This is a genomic window from Mycobacterium sp. SMC-17 (genome assembly GCF_045310915.1).
Taxonomy (GTDB): domain Bacteria; phylum Actinomycetota; class Actinomycetes; order Mycobacteriales; family Mycobacteriaceae; genus Mycobacterium.
The window spans coordinates 1-21451 of the sequence record NZ_JBJIAK010000060.1 but is presented as its reverse complement, the minus strand read 5'-3'; the positions used below and the strand labels follow the sequence as shown (position 1 = coordinate 21451).

The window sequence follows — 21451 nt, the reverse complement described above, 5'->3', positions numbered from 1 at the left end:
TGTGCGTGGCTACATCTCCTCGTGATGCACACTGATCGGATGACGACGTCGACGGGCCGCGAACGGCCGGGGGCGGAACTGGTCACGTGGCTGGCAGCGTTGCGCACCCTCAGTTCCCTTGCCGGTGCTGAGACCGATCTGGCCGAGGTGCTCTGCCTGGTCGCCGATACCGCGCGGACGCTGCTGGGCTTCGACTTCTGCGGCGTGCTAATCCCCGACGACACCGGCGAGCAACTGCTCGTGCGGGGCTGGAGCGGATTGTCGGATGAGTACGTCGGACGGGTGAACTCCGACCGCCCCATCCGGCTGGACAGCACCTCGCCGTCGAGTCGCGCTTTCCACAGTGGAGAACCGGTGGCTATCCGCGACGTGCGGATTGAACCCCGATTCGCCCTCTGGGCCGGTGTGGCACAAGAGCAGGGCTATCGGGCGATCGTCGCCGTACCGCTCATTGCCGGCACCGAGGTGCTGGGAACACTCAATGGCTACTACGCCTCGGTGCACACCTTCACCCGCTACGAGATCGAGCGGCTGACCTTGCTCGCCAACCATGCCGCCATCGCGGTGACTTCGGCGCGCCGGCTCGATGAATTGCGCACTCTGACCAAATCGCTACGGGAGCAACGCGATGCGCTCGCGCGTTCGGAACAGATCCACGAACGGTTGCTCGCAGTGACCTTGCGCTCGGGAGGCGTCAGCGGGATTGCCGCGGCGTTGAGCGACCTGATCGGCCGGCCCGTGCTCATCGACGACGCCCGCCAGATCGAGCTCGCGCGCTCAGCCGACGGCATCGATTACCCGGCCGTCGCAGTCCGGACCGCGACGACGGATGCCGAGTCCGCAGCAGACTCGTCGACGGTCGGCGAGGCCGTCGACGATCAGGGTGCTTCGACTGGCTGGCTCGTCGCACGGGTGCGTCTGGGCAGCGAGGTCGCAGCCCGCATCTGGTTCCCCGGAGTCCCCGATTCACTTGACCCCCTACAGATTCGGGCGGTAGAGCACGCCTCCATCGTCATCTCGGTGGAGTTGCTGCGGATGCAGACCGCCGCCGAGGTCGAACGACGGGTGCGTGGCGAACTGCTGACCGATGTGCTGACCGGCAGCGGTCAGCCGTCGGACCAGATTCGGGAACGTGCGCGACGCTTGGGCCACGATCTGTCCGTCGCCCACGTCGCCGTCGTCGCCACCCTCGCCGGCCCCAGCGAGTCGGCCACCCGCCGGGCGTGGCAACGTGCGCTCTCCGCTGTCACCGAGCTGGCATCGGGGCGTCAGCCGCGCCCGCTGGTCGCGATGCATGGCGGAACGCTGGTCGCTCTCTGGCCACGTGAGGGCGACGAGTCCCCGGGTGCCATCATTCAGCGGGAGTTGTCCAGGATCGCGCCGAACATTTCCGCGACAGTCGCGGTGTCGCCCGTTTACGGATCCGATTACGGCGACGCCTACCGGGTCGCCAGGAGTGCGCTCGAGATCTCCGTGCGTTCGGGTCGCACCGGTTCCGTTGTGAGCCTTGACGATCTCGGCATCGTCGGATTGCTCCTGCAGCTCGACGACCCGGCCAAGCTGACAGCTTTCGCCAACCGGACGCTGGCGCCGATCGTCGACTACGACGCCAAACACCGCACCGACCTCGTTGCCACGCTGCGAACCCACTTCGCCTGCAAACTGGACCGCACCGCGACCGCAGAAAAACTGTTGATTCATCCCAATACGGTTGCCCAGCGCCTACGGCGCATCGAGTCGCTGTGTGCAGTGGACCTGGCCGATCCAACCGTCAGCGTGCAGTTCTCATCCGCGCTCATCGTGTATGACATTGCGGAACAAGGCCTCGGCAGATAGATCGTGACTGCGCAGGCGGGTGCGAGGACGCCCCTCAGAAGATCGGTCCCGTGAACCGGTCTGGGGCGATTAGGCTGAGTCGTGTTGAGGTCCCGCGACCCCGCGGGTCCAGACACTTTGGGGGGAGAGATGTCGATGAAGATCCGTCTGACTGCCGGCGTGGTTGCCGCAGTCTCCGCGTTGTCCGTCGCCGCCGCTGGACCTGCGTCAGCGTGGCCGCTGCCGTTCACGCCGGAACAGCAGCGGTTCATCAACCAGGCCCGCAACGCGGGCTTCCCGGGCGATGACGACGCGATCATGCAGGCCGGGCTGCAGGCGTGTCAGATGGCGTTCAGTGGCCAGTCGCGGCCCGACGTCGTCGGCGCGCTGGCCGGGCAGTACGGCGCCGATGCGGGTCCGACCGGCGCGCTGGCGAAAGCTGCGCACGGCATCTTGTGCACGTCTGCCCCGAACTGACCAGCCCATGACGCAACCGCCACCGCAGCAAGGCCCATGGGACCCGACGCCGCACGGACCGCCGGGAAACCCACCGGGCCAACCCATCCCGCCCGCGCCGGGGCAGCAGGCGTGGCAACCCCAGCCGGGTTGGCCGGCGCCGAATCCGCAACCCTGGGCCGGCCAGCCGCAGGCCAACTACGGTGCCCCGAACCCGTTCCCTGGATATGCGCCGCCGCCGCGCAAGTCAGGCATCAAGCCGTGGATGTGGATCGTGGGCGCGGTGGTGGTGCTGGTCGTACTCGGCGGCATCGGCAACATGGCCCGCAAGGGACTACAGACCACGACGGTCTTCGGTTCCCACCTCAAATCGGGGCAGTGCGTCACGACCTCGGACTACGAGAAGTTCAATTTCATCTCGACCAGCTGCGAATCCTCCGACGCCGTCTACGAATTGGCGGGCGAGACCTCGAAGGGACTGTGCCCGGACGGCAAGGCGCCGTCGGAGGGCCCGTACTTCTACGCCACCAGCAATCAGGACGATCCCAAGGCTGCGAGCCTGTGCTTCGCCCTGAACCTGCATGAGGGTGACTGCTACGCGCTGGATCTCACCGGCAAGAGCGTCAGGAACATCGAATGCGCACAGGCTCCGGCGATCGCCAACTCGCACACGGGGGTGTTCAAGGTGGCCCAGCGCGTCGATGACAGCACCGATGAATCGGCCTGCGCCACTGCGGCGAAGGCGATGGTCTTCACGTCCCCGAAGCGGGTGTACTGCTTGAGCAAGCTTGTCGAGTGACGTCGGACGGCGTCACCGCGTACTGGCCTTGTGCAGTGCCCGCAGGACGCTGTGCTTCCCGAGGTCGATCTTGAACTGGTTCTGGCCCAGCGCAGCAGCGTCGCGCAGCGCGATCTCTGCGGCATCTCGAAAAGCCTTGTCGTCGGGGGCATTACCGATCAACGCGGATTCGGCTGCGGGTACGCGCCACGGTTTGGCGGCGACGCCGCCGAGTGAGATGGCCGCTGAAGTGACGATACCGTCGTCGAGTGTCAGTCCAACTGCAACGGACACCAGGGCGAAGGCGTAGCTGTGCCGGTCACGGACCTTGAGATACCAACTGCGACGGGCGTATTCCGACGGCGGCAGGTGGATACCGACGATCAGTTCGCCGGGTAGCAGGGTGTTGTCGCGGTCGGGTTCGTCCCCGGGAAGCCGGAAGAAATCGGACAGCGAGATGCTGCGCGAACCGGTGGTCGCCCGGACGTGCACCACGGCATCGAGCATCGACAGCGCCACCGCCATGTCGGACGGGTGCACCGCAACGCAGGACTGACTGGTCCCGAACAGTGCGTGCTCACGGTTGAAACCCTGCAGCGCACCGCAGCCGGAACCGGGACGGCGTTTGTTGCACGCCGGGAACTCGGCGTCCATGAAGTACGGACAACGAGTCCGTTGCAGCAGGTTGCCGCCGGCGGTGGCCATGTTCCGGAGCTGGGTTGTCGCTCCGGACAAGATCGCCTGCGACAGCACGGGATACTGTGTCCGGACCAGATCGTGGTTGGCGATCGCGCTGTTGGTGACGCCGGACCCGATCATGATGCCGCCGTCATCGGTTGCAGTGATCTGATCCAGGCCGAGCCGGCTGACGTCGACCACAGCCGTCGGCGCCGCGACGCCGAGCTTCATCAGGTCGAGCAGGTTTGTGCCGCCCGCGTAGTAGGTGGCACCGGTGCGGGACGCAAGATCGAGGGCGTCATCGACATCGCGCGCGCGGTGGAAGTCGAAGGTCTTCATGGGCGGTGCTCGGGCAGACAGGACGCGATCGCGTCGACGATGTTCGGGTAGGCGCCGCAACGGCAGATGTTGCCTGCCATGCGCTCGCGGATTTCACTGGTGGACAAGGTCTCCGGTCCATTCGCGACGTCGGTGAACGGACCGTCGAAAGTTGCGGCAGACAGATCCCCGCGCGCGTGTTCTGCGAGCATCGCTCGTGCCGAACAGATCTGGCCGGGCGTGCAGTAACCGCATTGGAATCCGTCGTGTTCGATGAACGCTTCTTGCAACGGGTGCAGCCGGCCGTCTTGGGCGATGCCTTCGATGGTCACGACGGTGGCGCCCTCGATCGTCACGGCCAGGGTGAGGCAGCTCAGGACGCGCGCACCATCGACCGAAACCGTGCAGGCGCCGCACAGTCCGTGGTCGCAGCCTTTCTTCGTACCGGTGAGTTGCAGGCGTTCACGCAGCAGGTCCAGCAGCGTGGTGCGGACGTCGGCCACCACCGTGACGGCGGTGCCGTTGATGATCAGCTCGATGGTGTGGTCACTCATATGGATTGCCTCTGGGACGCTGCGCCGAACGCGGGCAACAGATTCTCGATGGTGATCGGCAGGTCGCGTACCCGGCGACCGGTGGCGTGGAAGACGGCATTGGCGATCGCCGCGGCCACGCCGCACACTCCGATTTCGCCGATGCCGCGGGCGCCGAATGCGTTCAGGTGGTCGTCGGCGCTGTCGATGAAGGCGATGTCGAACCTCGGGATGTCGGCGTGAGTGGGCACGTAGTACTCGCCGAGGGCGTGGCCAGTACCGGGGTCGTAGGGCACCTGCTCCAGTAGCGCCATGCCGAGACCGAAGGTGATGCCGCCGATGATCTGGCTGCGCGCCAGCTTCGGGTTGATGACGCGTCCGCAGTCCATGACCGCGACCCACCGGGTGACGGTGGCTCGCCCGATGCTCTCATCTACTTCCACCTCGCAGAAGTGGGCGCCGAACGATTGCGACACGGGGCCGCCTTCCGGCGCCCCGTCGCTGGTGCTGGTGAAGGTGAGTCGCTCGTGAAATGCATTGTCGGATGCCGCAAGCAGTGGGATGACCGCGGTGACCGGGAGCTCCGGATCGGTGCTGATGACCTCGCCGTCGCGGATATCCAGCGTGTGCGGGTCGCATCCGGCGTATGGCGCATGCTCGTCGGCGACGAGAAGTTCGAGCAGCCGGCGTTTCCATTCCCGACCGGCCTCGTAGACCGCCGAGCCGACGGCCGCGGTGGTTTGTGATGCTCCGCTGTACGGGGCGCTCGGGAAGGCGGAATCACCCGAGAAGAAGGCCACCTGCGGCAGTAGCAATCCCGCGGAATCCGCGGCGATCTGCGTCATGACGGTCCGCACGCCGGTCCCGACTTCGTGTGTGGCTGAGGAGAATTCGACAATTCCGTCGCGCGTGGTCCGCACCCGACAGCCGGCGGGCATGCGACGCCCCGGATAAGTCGCGGTCGCCATGCCCCAGCCGACGAGCACATCGTCGCGGCGCTGCGACCGTGGTTCGGACGGCCGGTGCGACCAACCGAAACGATCGGCTCCCTCCCGGTAACACCGCAGCAGATTCTCGTCGGACCACGGGCGTCCGGTGGCTTGATCGTCCCCGGCATAGTTGGTGATGCGCAGCTGCAGCGGGTTGACGTCGAGCTCGTGGGCCAGCTCGTCCATGGCGACCTCCAGAGCGAACAGTCCAGGTGCTTCGCCGGGGCCGCGCATGAAACATGGAGTGGGGGAATGTACCCGAGCGACCGTGTGCGAGACGACCATTCGGGGTGATCGGTAGAGGAACCGTGTGCTGATGCCGGCCGGTTCGCAGAAGTGCGCGATTGTCGACGTCTCGGTGAGCGTGTGGTGCTCGATGCTGGTCAGTCGGGTGTGAGCATCGCCGACCAGCCGCACCTGCTGCTCGGTTGGCGGACGGTGTCCGGTCGAGGTGAACATCTGGGCGCGGCTGAGGACCATCTTGACCGGTTGTCCGGTCACTCGCGCAGCCAACGCGCACAGCACGACATGCATCCACAAGAAACTCTTGGAACCGAACGCTCCACCGACCAGCGGGGCGATGATCCGCACGTTGTCGACCGGGATGCCCAAATATGCTGCGAGAGCGAGCCGTTCACCGGCGATCCACCGCGTCGTGTCGTGCACGGTCAGCAGATCACCGTCCCAGCTCGCGATCGTGGCGGCCAGCTCGATGGCGTAGTGGGCATTCTCGGGCGTCGTGTAGCGCGAAGCGATCTTGATGCCGTCGGCCGGCTCATCGGCCGGGCCACGGTGGTCCTGGAGCTTCTCGTCCTCGAGTTTGACGAAATGATCGGGTCGGTAGGTGCCGCTGCGCACGACCCCGTCATCGCTGGTCGGCAAGTCCCGTGCCGCGAGCACATCGCGCGCCGTCAGGAGCGCGGGCTGTTCCTCGTAGCTCACGTCTATCAACGCCGCGGCGAACTGCGCGTTCTCCAGGGTATCGGCGACCACCAGAGCCACGTGCTGGCCTCTGTGTTGGACCGTCAGATCCGACAGCGGTGGCCGTCGCTCCAGCGGCAGATCCCACGTCAGGTCGACTGGAAGATGCTGCAGAGTAGGGCAATTCAAGGGCGTGAGGACGCAGGTCACTCCCGGGGCGGATTGGGCGCGCGTCGCGGCGGCCGCCAAAGAGTCGGCGATGATGCGACCGTGCGACACGGTGGACTGCACCAGCACCGCGTACTGCACGCCGGGCACTGCGGTATCGGCCGTGTAGCGCGCGCCGCCGGTCACCTTGTCGCGTCCCTCGACCCGGCTCACCGGTCGGCCGATTGCTCCATCGCCTGTCACTCTCACCCTGCCTTTGCGCGTCGTCGCGCGCTCGCTGTCACTTGAGGCGGTAAGAGCATCGCACCGTCCGCCTCCTGTGTCATCAGATGGCCGGCACCTGAGGCTCGACCTACGCGTCGACCTGGCGATGAGGCCGGAGGCCGGGCGCGTTGCGACATCGTCTGAGTAACATGCCTCACCGAGTACCACCATGAGCACCACGACCCTTGGCATAGTCCTGGCGGCAGGCAGCGGGCAGCGCTACGGAAAGCCGAAAGTGACCGCTGCCGATGGTCATTGGCTCGATGACCTGTTGCAGAACCTCTCTGGTGACACCGGCGCCGGCCCATTCCTGACGGCACATCCCGATCTGCTCCGGGTCGAATGCCCCGATCTGGCGAGCGGGGAGGACATCGATGAAGAATAAAGCTGTGCTGCAATGGATTGCGCGGCGATACCAGCACGGTGAGCCGGTTCTCGCGGTCACGGTCCTCGACACCTACGACCGATCTCCGTACCCACTCGGGTCGATGATGGCCTTCGACCGGAACGCGGCGATGGCCGGCAGCGTGTCATCGGGCTGCGTCGAGGCGGACCTGTTCGAGCGGGCCCAGCGAATCTTCGCAGAACCTGCCGGTTTTGTGGAGGGAATCGGTTGCCGGACCGTCGAATACGAAGCAGACCGGCTGAGCGGTGACCCGTTTGCGCCGCGCGGGCCCTGCGGTGGCACGGTGCGGGTGGCCATGCATCCGGTGACACCGCGGCACTTTCCGGAACTGCCGGCCCTGCTCTCGGCACTGGAAGCCGGTCAGCCGGCAGCCACGTTCTTGAACTTGCAAACCGGGCACATTTCGTTGGCCCAGGCCGGTGATGCGCCCGAGTTCTGCACGCGTTACGAAGCACCGCCCCGCATGGTGATTTTCGGCACCAGCGAGATCGCCGTCGAGCTCGCGGCGCTGGGCGCCCGTATGGGATTCGCGGTGGTGGTTTGTGATCCACGGTCGGCATTCCTGCGTCCCGACCGGTTCTCGGGCCCGCTGGAACTCGTCATTGATCGGCCCGATCGCTATCTGCGGCGCGAACGGGAAGCGGGACGCATCGACGCGAAGACGGCAATCGTCGATCTGACCCATGATGATCGCTTCACCGTGCCGCTGCTACTCGAGGCCCTTGATTCGCGGCGATGGACCGGCGGTCTGCAGCCGTCGTTCGTCGGCGCTCTCGGCTCGAGCGCTCGCTCGGCGAACACTCGAAGTGAGCTGTCGGCGCGGGGACTTCTCGCCCATGACCTACACCGTCTGCAGGCGCCGATCGGGCTGGATCTCGGCGGTCGCGCCGGGCCCCACATCGCGTTGTCGATCCTGGCCCAAGTGGTCGCGGGTGCCGAAGGTGGCAGCGGGCTACCGAAGTCCGAACGCGCATTCCATTCGGTGTGATGCCGGGGCCGGCGACGGGCTGCGCACAGCAATCGGCCCAGCCGGGGCAAACCCCAGCTGGGCCGATCTGTGAGTCAGCGGCGCTGCTCAGCTTCCTGTCGCTGCTCGGCGCTCTTGGCGCCCGCCCGCGCGGCGTCCGCCTCGGCTTCCTTCTTCGCGGCGTCGCGCTGCGCATCGGCCTTGTCCTGCTGGGCCTGGCCCTCACGCACGACGTCGTCGCGGCCCGTCACGGTGCCGATGACTTCCTTGGCCTTACCCTTCACACCTTCCACGACGCCACGCACGGCTTCTTCGGGTCCGGTGTTCTGCTTCTCGCTCATGTCTGCCCTTCCGGTAGTCATGGATGGATTCCTCAGGAGCGGTATCGCTGTGCCGCGCCCTGGTTGCAGGATTTCCGATCTGCCTCGACTCGAAACACCGTGGTGTTGTGACCTGCCGGACATTGGCTGTTCGGTGTGAGGGGCGCTGGTGCTCAGGTGCCATCAAGCCGCGGGAACAGCACCTCGCGGGTGATCAGCTGCACGGCAGCTGCGACCGGAATGGCCACCAATGCCCCGACGATGCCGAGCAGAGCGCCGCCGATGAGAACCGCCACGACGGTGACCAACGCGGGCACCTTGACCGCGTGTCCGATGATGCGGGGGACAAGCAGATAGTCCTCGAGAGCTCTGAATACGATGAAAAAGACTGCGGTGGAAACACATACGGGTAGCGAGACCGTCAGGGCCACCGCCGCCACCACGACTCCGGCGATGGTGGAGCCGACGACCGGCACCAGATCGAACAGTCCGACGAAGATGCCGAGCAGTAGCGGATAGGGCACGTCGAACGCGCTCAGCCACACCGCGGTGGCGACTGCGGCGATCGCCGATATCGCCACGTTGCCCAGGACGTAGGCGCCGACCTTGGCGAAGACATCGTCGCCGATGAGAATCGCGCGCGGCCGACGGGTCTGGGGGACAAGGCGATACAGGGTCGCGCGGATGCGCGGGAAGTCGATCAGGAAGTACACGGTGAGCACGACGACGATGAGCATGTCGGCCAGTGCGGCGAACACCGCCGAACTGGCAGTGACGATCTCGTTGAGTATCGACCCGCCCGAACCGTTCATCGTGTCGGTGATCCGCTGCTGAATATGGAAGCGGTCGTTGAGTTTTCCGATCGTGGACGAGTGGCTCTGCGCTTGCTGAATGTAGTGCGGCGCCTGATGGATAAGCTGGGTGGCTTGCTGCGACAGCGGCGGAATCGCCGCTGCCACGAAGGCGGCCATCAGCGCAAGAAAGATGATGAAAACGGCTGTGGTGGCGAGCCAACGCGGCAGATGGTGGTTGACGAACCACGAGACGGCGGGTTCCAACCCCAGCGCCAGGAAGAACGCCACTCCGATCAGCACCAGCACCGACTGCGCGGCGACCAGCATGTGCACGGCGCCGTACGTCACGGCAACGCCTGCGGCCGCCGTCATCCCGACGAAGAAGGGTGAGTGCCGATCGAACCGCCGTCCCAATTCGCCATGGGGACGCGCGTCGGTTTTCATCTCCGCGGCGACAGCTTCCGCCGCGGCGATCGGTTCCTCATCTGTGCCGTGCGGCTGCGCCACCATGTCGTGGTGTGCCGGCTGACCGGCCTCACCCGTCTTCTCTACCTGGTTCGCCTCGTCGGGTGGTTCGCGGTCACCGCACGGCCGGGCGCTCGTCACCACAGGGCCCGCGGTGCGCAGGAACGGTTACCGCGCCGGCTAGAACCACACCTTGCGTCCTGCGACCGGCCGCCCGACGGCGCCCAGGATCCACAGGACCGCACCGATCACGACCAGGATTGCACCGATGGTCTCCAGAATCGGTACTGCCAGGGCGTAGCCCAGGATTAGCAAGATAATGCCCAAGATGATCATGTGCTGCGCTCCTCGCTCGGGGTGTTGACGTCTTCGTCAACACCGGCGGCTTTCAGGTACCCACGCCGACACCCGGCCAAACCAACCGTGCATTCCGACCGGCGCGATGATTGGATGGCGCTGATGCGGGCTATTCCTCCCACCCCAGTACTGGCGCTCGAGGAGAGCACATGACAACGTCCGCCGACTCGGAGGACAACCGCCGCACCGAGGTATGGCCGGGCAAGGCGTACCCGCTCGGAGCGACGTATGACGGTGTCGGAACGAACTTCGCCGTCTTCAGTGAGGCCGCAGAGCGGGTCGAGCTCTGCCTGTTCGCCGACGACGGCACCGAAACGCGGGTGGTGCTGCCGGAAGTCGACGGCTTCATCTGGCACGGATTCCTCCCCGATGTCGTGCCCGGACAGCACTACGGCTATCGCGTCCACGGGCCGTACGATCCTGCGACGGGGCAGCGCTGCAACCCGAACAAGCTGTTGATCGATCCCTACGCCAAGGCGATCGACGGCGAATTCCGTTGGGACCAAAGTCTCTTCGGGTACAACTTCGGTGACGAAGACAGTCGCAATGACGATGATTCGGCCGCCCGCATGCCGAAGTCGGTGGTGATCAACCCATACTTCGACTGGGGGACCGACCGGCCGCCGCAGCGCGCGTACGCCGATTCGGTGATCTACGAGACCCACGTGAAGGGGCTGACGCAGCTTCACCCCGATGTGCCCGAACGTGACCGCGGCACCTACGCGGGCGTCGCGCATCCCGCGATAATCGAGCATCTGAAGAGCTTCGGTATCACGGCTGTCGAGCTGATGCCGGTGCACCACTTCGCCAACGACTCCGTACTGATCGACAAGGGACTGTCGAATTACTGGGGGTACAACACCATCGGGTTCTTCGCGCCGGACCCCAAGTACACGTCAGGGGCGACGCCCGGAGGGCAGGTGCAGGAGTTCAAGGCCATGGTGCGTGACCTGCACCAGGCGGATATCGAGGTGATTCTCGATGTGGTCTACAACCACACCGCGGAAGGCAACCATCTGGGTCCGACGCTGTCTTTCCGTGGGATCGACAACGCCGCCTACTACCAGCTGGTCGACGGGGAACCGAAGTTCTACATGGACTACACGGGCACGGGCAACAGTCTCAATGCCGGTCATCCGCACGCGCTGCAGCTCATCATGGATTCGTTGCGGTACTGGGTGACCGAGATGCATGTCGATGGCTTCCGGTTCGATCTGGCATCGACCCTGGCGCGGGAGTTCTACGACGTCGACCGGCTCTCGACGTTCTTCGAGATGGTCCAGCAGGATCCGGTCATCAGCCAGGTCAAGCTGATCGCCGAACCGTGGGATGTCGGGCCCGGGGGCTATCAGGTCGGGAACTTCCCGCCGCAGTGGACGGAATGGAACGGTAAGTACCGCGACGCCGTGCGCGACTTCTGGCGTGGTGAGGAGTCCACGCTCGGCGAGTTCGCTTCACGGCTCACGGGGTCGGCGGACCTCTACGAGCACACCTCGCGCCGGCCGGTCGCCTCGATCAATTTCGTGACGGCCCATGACGGCTTCACGCTGCGGGACCTGGTGTCCTACAACGAGAAACACAACGAGGCCAACGGTGACGACAACGCCGATGGCGAATCGAACAACCGATCCTGGAACTGCGGTGTGGAAGGCCCGACCGACGACGCCGACATCGATGCATTGCGTCGACGCCAGCAGCGCAATTTTCTGGCCACGACGCTGCTGAGCCAGGGCGTGCCCATGATCTCGCACGGCGACGAACTGGGCCGCACGCAGGGCGGAAACAACAACGGCTACTGCCAGGACAACGAAATCACCTGGGTCGACTGGGAATCGGCGGACACCGTGTTGACCGCGTTCCTCGGCGGCGTCGCCGCAATCCGCACCGCGCACCCGGTTTTCCGGCGTCGGCGCTTCTTCACCGGACGGCCGGTGCGCGCCCGGGGCTCGCAGGACGTCCCGGACGTCGCCTTCTTCACCCCGAGTGGCTCGGAGATGACCGACGACGACTGGAACACCGCCTTCGGCAAGTCCGTCGCGGTGTACCTCAACGGGCAGGGCATACCGGACCTGGATGAGCGTGGGCAGCGGGTCGTCGACGACTCGTTCGTCCTGTGTTTCAACGCGCACCACGACGCCATCGAATTCACGCTGCCGCCACAACAATTCGGTGCGAAATGGCAACTGGTGCTCGACACCGCCAGCGGTCTGGCCACCGTGGAGGCCGAGGCCACTCCGCTGGACGCGGAGGCCACCGTCATGGTGGAAGGCCGTGCCCTGACTGTGTTCCGTACCGTTTCCTGAAGCCGAGCACGCTGCCCGCGGTGACGCTCCGTCATTTCGGTGCCTGCAGCGACTAGCGTTGGGCCCGGAATCGTCCAGTACTGGGAGGCACGTTGTCGGGAGCCAATGACTCTGGAGTCTCCCCAGCGGCGGGCGACTCCGATGCCGCGCCCGCCGACGGCACGCGCGATGGCCACTCCGCGTCGTTGTCCCGCGAGGTCATCCTGGACACCGCGATCGAGTTCATCGACCAGCATGGGCTGGAGAAGCTCACCATGCGCCGGTTGGGCGCGGCGTGCGGTGTGGAGGCGATGGCCCTGTACCGCTATGTACACGGCAGGGGAGATCTGCTGACCGGCGTGGTCGACCACGTCGTCGACCGCTTGTACGCCGAGCAGTTGGCGGCCCGCCGGCAGGAAGACGGCTGGCAGGACTATTTGATCCGGCTTGCGCACGGGGTGCGTCAGATCGCGCTGCAGCATCCCGAACTCTTCCCGCTGGTGGCCACGCAGGCGCCGGAGGCACCGTGGGTGCGCCCGCCGCTGCGCAGCATGCGCTGGATGGAGAGCTTCCTCGATACCCTGCTGTCGTATGGGTTCGACGATGCCGCCGCAGTCGCGGCATATCGGGCGTACACCACATTCCTGGTCGGGCAGCTCCTGCTGGAGGTGTCGGCCCGCGGCGCGCAGCTGAGTCCCGCCGAGGCGATCCTCGAAGAAGCCGACCGCCCGAAGGCCAAGCTTTCGGACTATCCGCAGCTGCAGCGACTGCAACCCTTGTTGTCGGAGGACTACGGCGACGCCGAGTTCGAAGAAGCGCTCGAAGCGCTGTTGGATCGGCTCGAATCGAATTTGCCGCGGTCCTGAGCCGGCGGCCGGACCGGAGCCCCGCGCGCAGCTCCCCTGTTTACAATGTAAACTGATCGTGATTGGGGATGTGTGCCATGGCAGGTGACTGTCGGTCGGCGCCGCAGATGGACCGCCGAACCCGCCGTGTACTCACATTCCCGGCGCGGCCGGACGATGGATCGAACGTCATCTACGTATAGGTGGGGAAGGTGTACACGTGACCGTGCCGCGCCACAGCAGGCCGATCGACATCCTGTTGATCGAGGACGATCCGGGCGACCAGTTGATCACCCGGGAAGCCTTTGCGGACAACAAGATCAAGAACGTTCTGCATATCGCCCACGACGGCGAGGAAGGCCTGGACTTCCTCTACCGACGCGGTGCCCACGAGGGTGCGCCCCGGCCGGACCTGATCCTGCTCGACTTGAATCTGCCCAAGTATGACGGGCGGCAGTTGCTCGAGAAGGTCAAGTCGGACGTCGAACTGTGCGACATTCCCATCGTCGTGCTCACCACATCGTCGGCGCAGGAAGACATCTTGCGCAGCTACAAGCTGCACGCGAATGCCTACGTGACCAAGCCGGTCGATCTCGATCAGTTCTTGAGCGCGGTACGCCAGATCGACGATTTCTTTGTTCAGGTGGTCCGGCTGCCGCGGGGGTGACAGGGACCGGCTCGTCTCTAGACCTGCATGGCCAGAGACAGCTCGGTGCCGGCGACAGCAGCGGTCGGGAAACCGAAGCGGTCCATCCAGTGCACGCCGCCGGCATCGCTGGGCTGTGGCTCGCTGGCCTGCGCGGCGGCCGCGGTGGCCAACTGCCGCTGCAGGTCAGTTGCACTCACGGGGCCGGCGTCAGCGGAATGGTGCGCCGGTCCGAACGGTGAGGCGGTTGAGTCGGCGCGGTGCTGAGCGCGGTAGCGAACGACGGCGCTCCGCAAGGTCGGATGCGCGGGTCGTGCCAAGGTCAGCAAGTAGAACGCACCCGCCGCGACGGAATTGATGGCCAGTACCTCTTCGCCCATGCCCTCGAGCAGATCGATGAAGTCGGCCGCCTCGTGACCGCCGATCACGTCGCCGGCAATGCCGGTGGTCACCGCGATGCCCATGGCCGCCCGGCCGTCGCGGTCGGCGGGAATGAAGCGGAACGCTCGTCCGCCCACCGACGGCAGGCTGTCGCCCGCGGGGCACTGGACCGCGCGGGCCGGCTGCTCGGTGTCGAACAACCAGCGCAGGCCCACCAGCAACACCGGCAGGTGCACAGTCACGCCGGATGCGGCGGCTTCGTCGGACAACGGCTGGACAATGCCGGCCGCCTCGTCCGCACTTCGTGGCGCCGCCATCAGTTCGAGTGTCATCCCTGAATCCTTCGAGTCGGGCAACGCGCGAGTGCGTCAGCTGACTTCACAGTTACCCGCTGCATTCGAATGGCAAACACTCAGCGGACGCGGCGCGGGTGTACGCGTGTCCCTGACCTTGAGCTGACGAAAGGTCTTTCAATGCAAGGGCTTTCCGGGCGAATTCCGCGCACACCAGAGCGGCCCAGTCCAGCATGTCGCTGGACTGGGCCGCTGACTGTGCTGCGGTCTCAGCCGCGCCTAGTTCTGCTGCTCGGCTTTCTCGCGCGCCTCAGCGGCTTTGGCGCCCGCGCGTGCGGCGTCCGCCTCGGCTTCCTTCTTCGCGGCGTCGCGCTGCGCATCGGCCTTGTCCTGCTGGGCCTGGCCTTCACGGACCAGGTCGTCACGTCCGGCGACGGTGCCGATGACTTCCTTGGCCTTGCCCTTGACGCCTTCCACGACGCCCCGGATGGCTTCCTCGGGACCGGTGTTCTTGTCCTCGCTCATGGCTACCCTTCCGCTCACGGATCGGATGATCGCACGGAGAACCGTTCCCCACGCCTGCCGAGAATTCCCAGCTCCGGTGCGCGTCAAACGGGGAGAATTGCGATCTGCACCACACGGATGTGGGTGCCCCACAGGGCATTCCGTGGAGAAATTCCGAAATGTTTGGGCAGCTGACGCCCGTGGGTACGGAAGGACTGCCGCTGACCGGCAAGGTCAGACCGGGCGGGCGTCACGACGACGTGCGTGCGCTGCCCACAACGGAAAGAGGCACCATGATTTTGGTCGGAGCTGTACTGCTTGCTCTCGGGCTGATCTTCAACATCTACCCCCTGTGGGTGGCCGGCGTGGTCGTGCTGGTGGTGGGCGCGGTTTTTTGGCTGCTGGGGGCGACCGGACGTCCGATCGCCGGCCGCCGCTACTGGTACTAGCCGGCCGTGCGTCGACGCGGTCGTCTTCGCGACGAAGTACGGCAGCTGATCGAAAAAGCCTGCGGCACAGGATGAATCGGACGGCTGCACAGACGGCGAAGCGCGCTGACACCGTAGCCCGCCTTCGGGTACTGCCGCCGCCGACAGCGGGCGGCGGCGGGCGATGCATGTTTGTTTGAGCAGCCATGGACAATGGGTACACAGAGTGCGACGTGGAGTGGCCTGCACAGGGACGCTGGAGGAAATAGGTGGTTGAGGCAGTGGGGCAGGGCACCAGTGACCGGTCTGTTGAGTTGATCGTTGCGGCATCGCCGGAGAGCCTGGCCGTCCTGCGGACGCTCGTGGCAGCGGTCGCCGCCTTCGAGGATTTCGATCTGGACGCCATCGCCGATATCCGGCTGGCGGTCGACGAGGCCTGTACCGGACTCATCCGGGCCGCGGTGCCCGGGTCGAGCCTGCGGGTCGTCGTCGACCCGGCGAATGATGCTGTGGTGATTCGTGCTTCGGCGACGTGTGTGGCCGACGACAGCCGCGGCAGCGCCGTGGTGAAGCCGGACAGTTTCAGCTGGCACGTGCTCAGCTCGCTGGCCGATGACGTGTCGACCTTCGCCGACGAGCCGGCGACCGACGGCACCCAGGTGCTGGGTGTTTCGTTGACCTCGAGACGAGTGAGTCTGCAGCGGTGACGGCGGAGTATGCGGACGTTCTCGAGATGTTCCGTCAGCTCCAGGGAACAACCGAGGACTCAGCTGACCACATCGCGCAGCGGGACGCGATCATCGAGCGCTGCCTGCCGCTGGCCGACCACATCGCGCGGCGCTTCGAGGGCAAGGGTGAGGCGCGCGATGATCTGCTGCAGGTCGCGCGCATCGGCCTCATCAACGCGGTGAAGCGTTTCGACGTCGAGATGGGCTCGGACTTCGCCTCGTTCGCGGTCCCCACGATCATGGGGGAGGTGCGCCGCCACTTCCGTGACAACAGCTGGTCGGTGAAAGTCCCGCGGCGGATGAAAGAGCTGCACTTGCAGATCGGCACGGCCAGCGCCGAGATGTCGCAACGCCTCGGGCGCGCACCCACCGCGTCGGAACTGGCCACCGAGTTGGGCATCGATCGCGATGAGGTCCTCGATGGCCTGATGGCCGGGAGTTCGTACAAGACCACCTCGATCGACGGGACCGCGGGCAGCGGCAGTGACGAGCGCCCGTCTCTCGCGGAGACGCTCGGCGACGTCGACCCCGGCCTGGAGAAGGTCGAGTATCGCGAGGCGCTCCGGCCGCTTCTGGAGGAACTGCCCGAGCGCGAGCGCACTGTGCTGGTGCTGCGATTCTTCGAATCGATGACGCAGTCTCAGATCGCCGCCAAGGTGGGTATCTCCCAGATGCACGTCTCGCGGTTGCTGGCGAAAACCCTGGCGCAGCTTCGGGAGAAGCTGGAGTAGCGGGCCGGCGTGCTGCGCGTCAATGGCCCAGCACGGTGTGGACCAACTGGTAACGTCCGCGACGGTAAGCACCAGTGAAACGAGATGGTCAGCACGAGGTAGGTGGCCCCTTGGTGAAGGATGTGACCACTTGTCCATGCCGGCGGAGCCGCGGATGAACCGCTCCACTACCCCGAAATCGGGGCCTGCGGGAGACCGACCGCTGTCGCTGCTGCTGGTCGAGGACGATCGGGGAGATGCCCTACTGGTCGAGGAGCTGATCGCCGATGCTGCGATCGACATCGACTTCCACTGGTCGTCCACATTGACCCAGGCCGCGGCCGCGCTGGAAACGATCCGTCCGGACTGTGTGCTGCTGGACCTGCACCTGCCCGACGCCGGCGGCGTCGACGCACTCGACCGTTTGAGCGCCCTGGCACCGGGATTGCCGATCGTCGTTCTCACCGGTCTGAACGACGAGCATTTCGGCGTTTCTGCCATGGCGTCGGGTGCGCAGGACTACCTGGTGAAGGGCCGCGTCGATCCGGAGACCCTGCGCCGGGCGGTCCTGTATGCGATCGAACGCAAGCGTGCCGAGTTCACCGCGGTCGACCTGCAAGCCAGTCGACTGCGCGCTCAGGAGAATGCCCGACTCGAGCGGGGCCTGCTGCCGTCGCCACTGCTCGCTGACGATCCCGGCGTCGAGATCGTCACCCAGTCGCTGCCGAGCCGGCGTGACGCGCTGATCGGCGGTGACTTCTACGACGTCGTGCAGACCCCTGACCGCACGGTGCACGTCATGATCGGTGACGTGGCCGGCCACGGACCCGACGAGGCCGCGTTGGGCGTGGCACTGCGAATCGGTTGGCGCGCACTGACTTTCGCCGGCCTGCGCGGTAATGAGCGGATGCGGCAGCTCGACCGCATCCTGACCACCGAGCGGCCCAGCCGCGGCACCTTCGCAACCCTGCTGAGTGTGGCCCTGACACCCGATACGGGGCAGTTCGACGTGGTGCGGGCTGGTCATCCGGGCTTGCTCATGCACGGGACGGGTACCGTCGACTGGCTCGAACCGACCGCCGGCCCGGCACTCGGCCTCGGCGCCAGGGAATGGCCGGTCAACCGGTTGCAGTTGCGGCCGGGCGACGGCTTGATGCTGTTGACGGACGGGCTGTTCGAGGGACCCGCGGGCGACGGAGGCGAACGCCTCGGCGAGGAGGGGCTGCTGGCCGCGGCCCGGTCACTGGCGCGCCTGCCCGGCACCGAATTCGTCAAGGCGCTGATCAGCGAGGTGGAAACCCGGGCCGAGCCCTACGGGGGCCTCACCGACGACATCGCCGTCATTCGAGTGGAGCGCTCGGTTCGATGAAGTTGACGGTGCAGGGCTGGCAGAACCTGGTTCTGTCCGCGATGGGTGTGGTGGTGCTCTCCGGTGCCGTCGGCGGCGCGCTCTTGATGAACCGGACCGACACGGTGTCGAGCGAACTGATCGAGCACCTGCAACCGGCGCGCGTGGCCGCCTACCGATTACAGGCCGGACTGCGTGATCAGGAGACCGCGGTGCGCGGATATGCGAGCGCCGCCGACAGCCAGTTCCTGGCGCCGTACGAGGACGGACAACGCGCTGAAACCGCTGCGGCACAGAGGATCAGAACATTGTTGGGCGGTCGTGATGACCTCATCGCCGACCTCGATGCCATCGAACGAGCCGCCGGTACCTGGCGCAGCACTTACGCCCAGCCGTTGATCGCGAGCGTCGTGGTGGGCCATCCCGCCGTCGTCGACAGCCGCACCAATGAGGACGGCAAGAAAGAGTTCGACAACCTGCGTGCGCTCTTCGATGCCCAGAACCGGCATCTGGAACAGGCGCGCGATGCGGATACCGCGCGGCTGGCGTCGATACGCCAATGGCGCGACCGGGTGCTGGCCACCATGGTCGGCGCCTTCGTCGTCATGGCGGTGGTGCTGGCCATGCTGGTGCGCAGTTCGGTCACCCGCCCGCTGGGCGCACTCGCCGCAGCATGCCGCCGGATCACGCAGGGAAACTTCGATGAGCGCATAGTTCCCCAGGGGCCCACTGACATTCGCGCGATCGCCGTCGATGTCGAGGAGATGCGGCAGCGCATCGTCGAGGAGCTCGAGGCATCTCAGTTCGCCCGCGTGGCGCTCGACGAGCAAGCCGAGGAATTGCGCCGATCCAACGCCGAACTCGAACAGTTCGCCTACGTCGCGTCGCACGATCTGCAGGAGCCGCTGCGCAAGGTGGCGTCGTTCTGCCAGCTGCTCGAGAAGCGGTACGGCGACCAGCTCGACGAGCGCGGCGTCGAGTACATCAACTTCGCGGTCGACGGCGCCAAGCGCATGCAGGTGCTGATCAATGATCTGCTCACCTTCTCCCGCGTCGGCCGGCTCAACGCCACGCACACCGAGGTGGACCTGGGCGAGGCTGTCGCGTCGGCCATGCAGAACCTCGCGACCTCGATTTCAGAGTCGGGAGCCCAGGTGCTGATGCCGCCCGCCGGCCTGCCGCGCGTCGACGGCGACCCCACCTTGTTCACCATGCTGTGGCAGAACCTGATCGGAAACGCGGTGAAGTTCCAGCGCGAGGGTCAAACGCCCCGGATCGTGATCGACTGCACAATGGGAACGGGTGAGAACGCCGACGATTGGGTATTCACGGTCACGGACAACGGTATAGGGATTGCCGAAGAGTTCGTGGACAAGGTGTTCGTCATCTTTCAGCGACTGCACGGCCGCGATGCCTACAGCGGTACCGGCATCGGCTTGGCGCTGTGCAAGAAGATCGTCGAACATCACGGCGGCACCATCGGGATCGACACGTCGTACACCGATGGCACGCGGTTCGTGTTCACCTTGCCGGCAACCCCGACCACCGAACCGAACGTCATCGCAGCAGAGCAGCCGGAAGGAAGTCACCCATGAATGCGTCGTCAGCCGGCCGAGTCGTCGACATCCTGTTGGTCGAGGACGATCCCGGGGACGAGCTGATCACCCGTGAAGCGTTCGCGGACAACAAGATCAAGAACACTCTGCATGTCGCCCGCGACGGTCAAGAAGGGCTGGACTTCCTCTACCGACGCGGCATCCACGCGGATGCCCCGACCCCGGACCTCATCCTGCTCGACCTGAATCTGCCGAAGTACGACGGCCGGCAGTTGCTGGAGGCGATCAAGTCCGACGCCGATCTGTGTCACATCCCGATCGTCGTCCTGACCACGTCCTCGGCAGAGGAGGACATCTTGCGCAGCTACAAGCTGCACGCGAACGCCTACGTGACCAAGCCGGTCGACCTCGATCAGTTCATGAAGGCGGTGCGGGAGATCGACGAGTTCTTCGTCCAGGTGGTGCGGCTGCCGCAGTAAGGTCACTGGCCGCCGGCGGGCACGGCGTCGATGACGTCCCATTGCAGGCGCACCTCGGTACCGGCATCGGTCGGTTCGATCGAGGCATGATCCGTCAGCGCCTGTATCAACGGAATTCCACGGCCGCGGGCTGAGTTCGCGAGCTGTGCTGTGGCGGGGCGCCATGTGCCCTCGTCGGTCACGGTCACGGTCAGCCGCCCTGATGGGCGGTCGAAGTCGGCGCGCACGTGCATGACGCCGGGAGCGGGGGCATCGGCGTACGCGGCCTCGACGGCGTTGGCCAATGCCTCGTTGACGGCGAGCACGATGTCGCTCGCTTTGACGCTGTTCACTGCGATGTGGCCCGTCAACCAGGTCGAGAACTCCTGACGGACGGATGCGGCATGTTCGGGGATGGCCACCACGTCCGTTTTACTGAAACGTGCCCCGCTGCTCGACTGGTCCGGCTCCGTCATAGCGACCTGCTCGACCTACCTTCCGATTGACAACGACCGCACTAGGCGGTGACAGCCGCGAGGGCCTCGTCTCGCGTGGCGAACAGCTCGATCAGGTCGGCGATGCCGACCAGCTTGAGCGGTCGGCTGGTGGTGGGGCTGTCGGCGACGATGACGAGCCTCACCGCCGGCGCCAGGTCGGCGTGCGCCGCCACGAGCACGCCCATCCCGGCCGAGGCCAGGAAGTCGACGGCGCTCAAGTCGACGACGACCGCCTGGGCTGTGCCGACAGCCGCCGGGCTCAGTGCGGCTTCGAGCTGCGGAGCGGTGAGCATGTCCACCGTCCCCGATACCGCGACCACGCTGACCGCGCCGATCTGGCTCTGTTCGACCGCGCAGCTCGCCGCGGCAGGGTTGCCGCTTCCCTGGACTGGCTGGCCTGTCATTGTCACCTCCGAGGGGCTCACACGCGTGAGCCGACAGTCCAAATACTATCGGCGCTTCTGCTGCCTGAACCATCCCGCGTTTGATGCGCACCTCCTTCCTTGGGAAGGTGCATGTCATGCCGAGCAAGTACGACCCGGAGAC

Annotated in this window: 24 protein-coding genes; 14 read left to right on the top strand and 10 right to left on the bottom strand. The window is 65.9% G+C overall.

Features of this window, described 5'->3' with window-relative positions; all coding sequences use genetic code 11:
• Nucleotides 1-39: 39 nt before the first annotated feature.
• The 3 genes from ACJH7A_RS26560 to ACJH7A_RS26550 all read left to right on the top strand — a co-directional run bounded on the left by ACJH7A_RS26560 (nt 40) and on the right by ACJH7A_RS26550 (nt 3070).
• Entirely contained in the window at nt 40-1836 is a 1797-nt protein-coding gene (locus tag ACJH7A_RS26560) for a GAF domain-containing protein (protein WP_212806760.1), read from the top strand.
• Between the two features lie 135 nt (nt 1837-1971).
• Nucleotides 1972-2292: a DUF732 domain-containing protein gene (locus ACJH7A_RS26555; protein WP_244872791.1), complete on the top strand. Its 321-nt coding sequence runs from the start codon at nt 1972-1974 to the stop codon at nt 2290-2292.
• A gap of 7 nt (nt 2293-2299) precedes the next feature.
• A complete protein-coding gene (locus tag ACJH7A_RS26550) occupies nt 2300-3070 on the top strand; it encodes a hypothetical protein (protein WP_212806758.1) in 771 nt (256 codons plus the stop codon).
• Nucleotides 3071-3082: 12 nt separating this feature from the next.
• Here the strand turns inward: ACJH7A_RS26550 and ACJH7A_RS26545 are convergent, their stop codons facing one another.
• From ACJH7A_RS26545 to ACJH7A_RS26535, 3 genes are read right to left on the bottom strand one after another with little or no spacing between them, the layout of a single operon-like run.
• On the bottom strand, nt 3083-4066 hold the full coding sequence (locus ACJH7A_RS26545) for a xanthine dehydrogenase family protein subunit M (protein ID WP_212806757.1): 984 nt from the start codon (nt 4064-4066) through the stop codon (nt 3083-3085).
• Nucleotides 4063-4599 (bottom strand): (2Fe-2S)-binding protein, encoded by a 537-nt coding sequence (locus tag ACJH7A_RS26540; RefSeq protein ID WP_244872792.1) that lies wholly within the window; start codon nt 4597-4599, stop codon nt 4063-4065. The genes ACJH7A_RS26545 and ACJH7A_RS26540 overlap by 4 nt, the downstream gene beginning before the upstream one ends.
• Nucleotides 4596-6899: a xanthine dehydrogenase family protein molybdopterin-binding subunit gene (locus ACJH7A_RS26535; protein ID WP_318986807.1), complete on the bottom strand. Its 2304-nt coding sequence runs from the start codon at nt 6897-6899 to the stop codon at nt 4596-4598. Before ACJH7A_RS26535 ends, ACJH7A_RS26540 begins: the two co-directional genes overlap by 4 nt.
• Before the next feature lie 190 nt (nt 6900-7089).
• Between ACJH7A_RS26535 and ACJH7A_RS26530 the strand changes: the two genes are divergently transcribed.
• Nucleotides 7090-7305: a hypothetical protein gene (locus ACJH7A_RS26530; RefSeq protein WP_212806756.1), complete on the top strand. Its 216-nt coding sequence runs from the start codon at nt 7090-7092 to the stop codon at nt 7303-7305.
• On the top strand, nt 7295-8314 hold the full coding sequence (locus ACJH7A_RS26525; protein WP_212806755.1) for an XdhC family protein: 1020 nt from the start codon (nt 7295-7297) through the stop codon (nt 8312-8314). Before ACJH7A_RS26530 ends, ACJH7A_RS26525 begins: the two co-directional genes overlap by 11 nt.
• A gap of 74 nt (nt 8315-8388) precedes the next feature.
• On the opposite strand, the gene ACJH7A_RS26520 is transcribed toward ACJH7A_RS26525, so the two are convergent.
• The 3 genes from ACJH7A_RS26520 to ACJH7A_RS26510 form a co-directional block, all read right to left on the bottom strand.
• A complete protein-coding gene (locus tag ACJH7A_RS26520; RefSeq protein ID WP_212814670.1) occupies nt 8389-8634 on the bottom strand; it encodes a CsbD family protein in 246 nt (81 codons plus the stop codon).
• Nucleotides 8635-8786: 152 nt separating this feature from the next.
• Nucleotides 8787-10013 (bottom strand): AI-2E family transporter, encoded by a 1227-nt coding sequence (locus ACJH7A_RS26515; RefSeq protein WP_244872922.1) that lies wholly within the window; start codon nt 10011-10013, stop codon nt 8787-8789.
• A 39-nt stretch (nt 10014-10052) separates the two neighbouring features.
• Nucleotides 10053-10208 (bottom strand): hypothetical protein, encoded by a 156-nt coding sequence (locus ACJH7A_RS26510; RefSeq protein ID WP_212806754.1) that lies wholly within the window; start codon nt 10206-10208, stop codon nt 10053-10055.
• 170 nt (nt 10209-10378) lie between these two features.
• Here ACJH7A_RS26510 and glgX point away from each other — a divergent pair, with 170 nt between their 5' ends.
• The 3 genes from glgX (at nt 10379) to ACJH7A_RS26495 (ending at nt 14023) form a co-directional block, all read left to right on the top strand.
• Nucleotides 10379-12532 carry a glycogen debranching protein GlgX gene (gene glgX, locus ACJH7A_RS26505; protein WP_212806753.1) on the top strand — a complete coding sequence of 718 codons (2154 nt, stop codon included), beginning with the start codon at nt 10379-10381 and terminating at the stop codon, nt 12530-12532.
• A gap of 92 nt (nt 12533-12624) precedes the next feature.
• Nucleotides 12625-13377, top strand: coding sequence for a TetR/AcrR family transcriptional regulator (locus ACJH7A_RS26500; RefSeq protein WP_371824478.1), 753 nt, complete (start codon nt 12625-12627; stop codon nt 13375-13377).
• 199 nt (nt 13378-13576) lie between these two features.
• Nucleotides 13577-14023 (top strand): response regulator, encoded by a 447-nt coding sequence (locus tag ACJH7A_RS26495; protein ID WP_212806752.1) that lies wholly within the window; start codon nt 13577-13579, stop codon nt 14021-14023.
• Nucleotides 14024-14040: 17 nt separating this feature from the next.
• Here the strand turns inward: ACJH7A_RS26495 and ACJH7A_RS26490 are convergent, their stop codons facing one another.
• Complete coding sequence (locus ACJH7A_RS26490; protein WP_406802970.1) at nt 14041-14715, bottom strand: hypothetical protein; 675 nt, start codon at nt 14713-14715, stop codon at nt 14041-14043.
• Nucleotides 14716-14955: 240 nt separating this feature from the next.
• Nucleotides 14956-15201: a CsbD family protein gene (locus tag ACJH7A_RS26485; RefSeq protein WP_318986855.1), complete on the bottom strand. Its 246-nt coding sequence runs from the start codon at nt 15199-15201 to the stop codon at nt 14956-14958.
• Between the two features lie 179 nt (nt 15202-15380).
• Between ACJH7A_RS26485 and ACJH7A_RS26480 the strand changes: the two genes are divergently transcribed.
• From ACJH7A_RS26480 to ACJH7A_RS26455, 6 genes are all read left to right on the top strand, one after another.
• Nucleotides 15381-15629, top strand: coding sequence for a hypothetical protein (locus ACJH7A_RS26480; protein WP_346414609.1), 249 nt, complete (start codon nt 15381-15383; stop codon nt 15627-15629).
• 248 nt (nt 15630-15877) lie between these two features.
• Nucleotides 15878-16315, top strand: a complete 438-nt coding sequence (locus ACJH7A_RS26475) for an ATP-binding protein (protein WP_318986814.1) — start codon at nt 15878-15880, stop codon at nt 16313-16315.
• 26 nt (nt 16316-16341) lie between these two features.
• Complete coding sequence (locus ACJH7A_RS26470) at nt 16342-17067, top strand: SigB/SigF/SigG family RNA polymerase sigma factor (RefSeq protein WP_237163052.1); 726 nt, start codon at nt 16342-16344, stop codon at nt 17065-17067.
• A 154-nt stretch (nt 17068-17221) separates the two neighbouring features.
• Nucleotides 17222-18415, top strand: a complete 1194-nt coding sequence (locus ACJH7A_RS26465; protein ID WP_406802969.1) for a PP2C family protein-serine/threonine phosphatase — start codon at nt 17222-17224, stop codon at nt 18413-18415.
• Nucleotides 18412-19989, top strand: a complete 1578-nt coding sequence (locus tag ACJH7A_RS26460; protein WP_406802968.1) for a CHASE3 domain-containing protein — start codon at nt 18412-18414, stop codon at nt 19987-19989. The genes ACJH7A_RS26465 and ACJH7A_RS26460 overlap by 4 nt, the downstream gene beginning before the upstream one ends.
• Nucleotides 19986-20429 carry a response regulator gene (locus ACJH7A_RS26455; RefSeq protein ID WP_406802967.1) on the top strand — a complete coding sequence of 148 codons (444 nt, stop codon included), beginning with the start codon at nt 19986-19988 and terminating at the stop codon, nt 20427-20429. Before ACJH7A_RS26460 ends, ACJH7A_RS26455 begins: the two co-directional genes overlap by 4 nt.
• A 2-nt stretch (nt 20430-20431) precedes the next feature.
• Here the strand turns inward: ACJH7A_RS26455 and ACJH7A_RS26450 are convergent, their stop codons facing one another.
• Nucleotides 20432-20884 (bottom strand): ATP-binding protein, encoded by a 453-nt coding sequence (locus ACJH7A_RS26450; RefSeq protein WP_406802966.1) that lies wholly within the window; start codon nt 20882-20884, stop codon nt 20432-20434.
• Nucleotides 20885-20925: 41 nt separating this feature from the next.
• Nucleotides 20926-21309 carry an STAS domain-containing protein gene (locus tag ACJH7A_RS26445; protein WP_135355432.1) on the bottom strand — a complete coding sequence of 128 codons (384 nt, stop codon included), beginning with the start codon at nt 21307-21309 and terminating at the stop codon, nt 20926-20928.
• Nucleotides 21310-21451 lie beyond the last annotated feature (142 nt).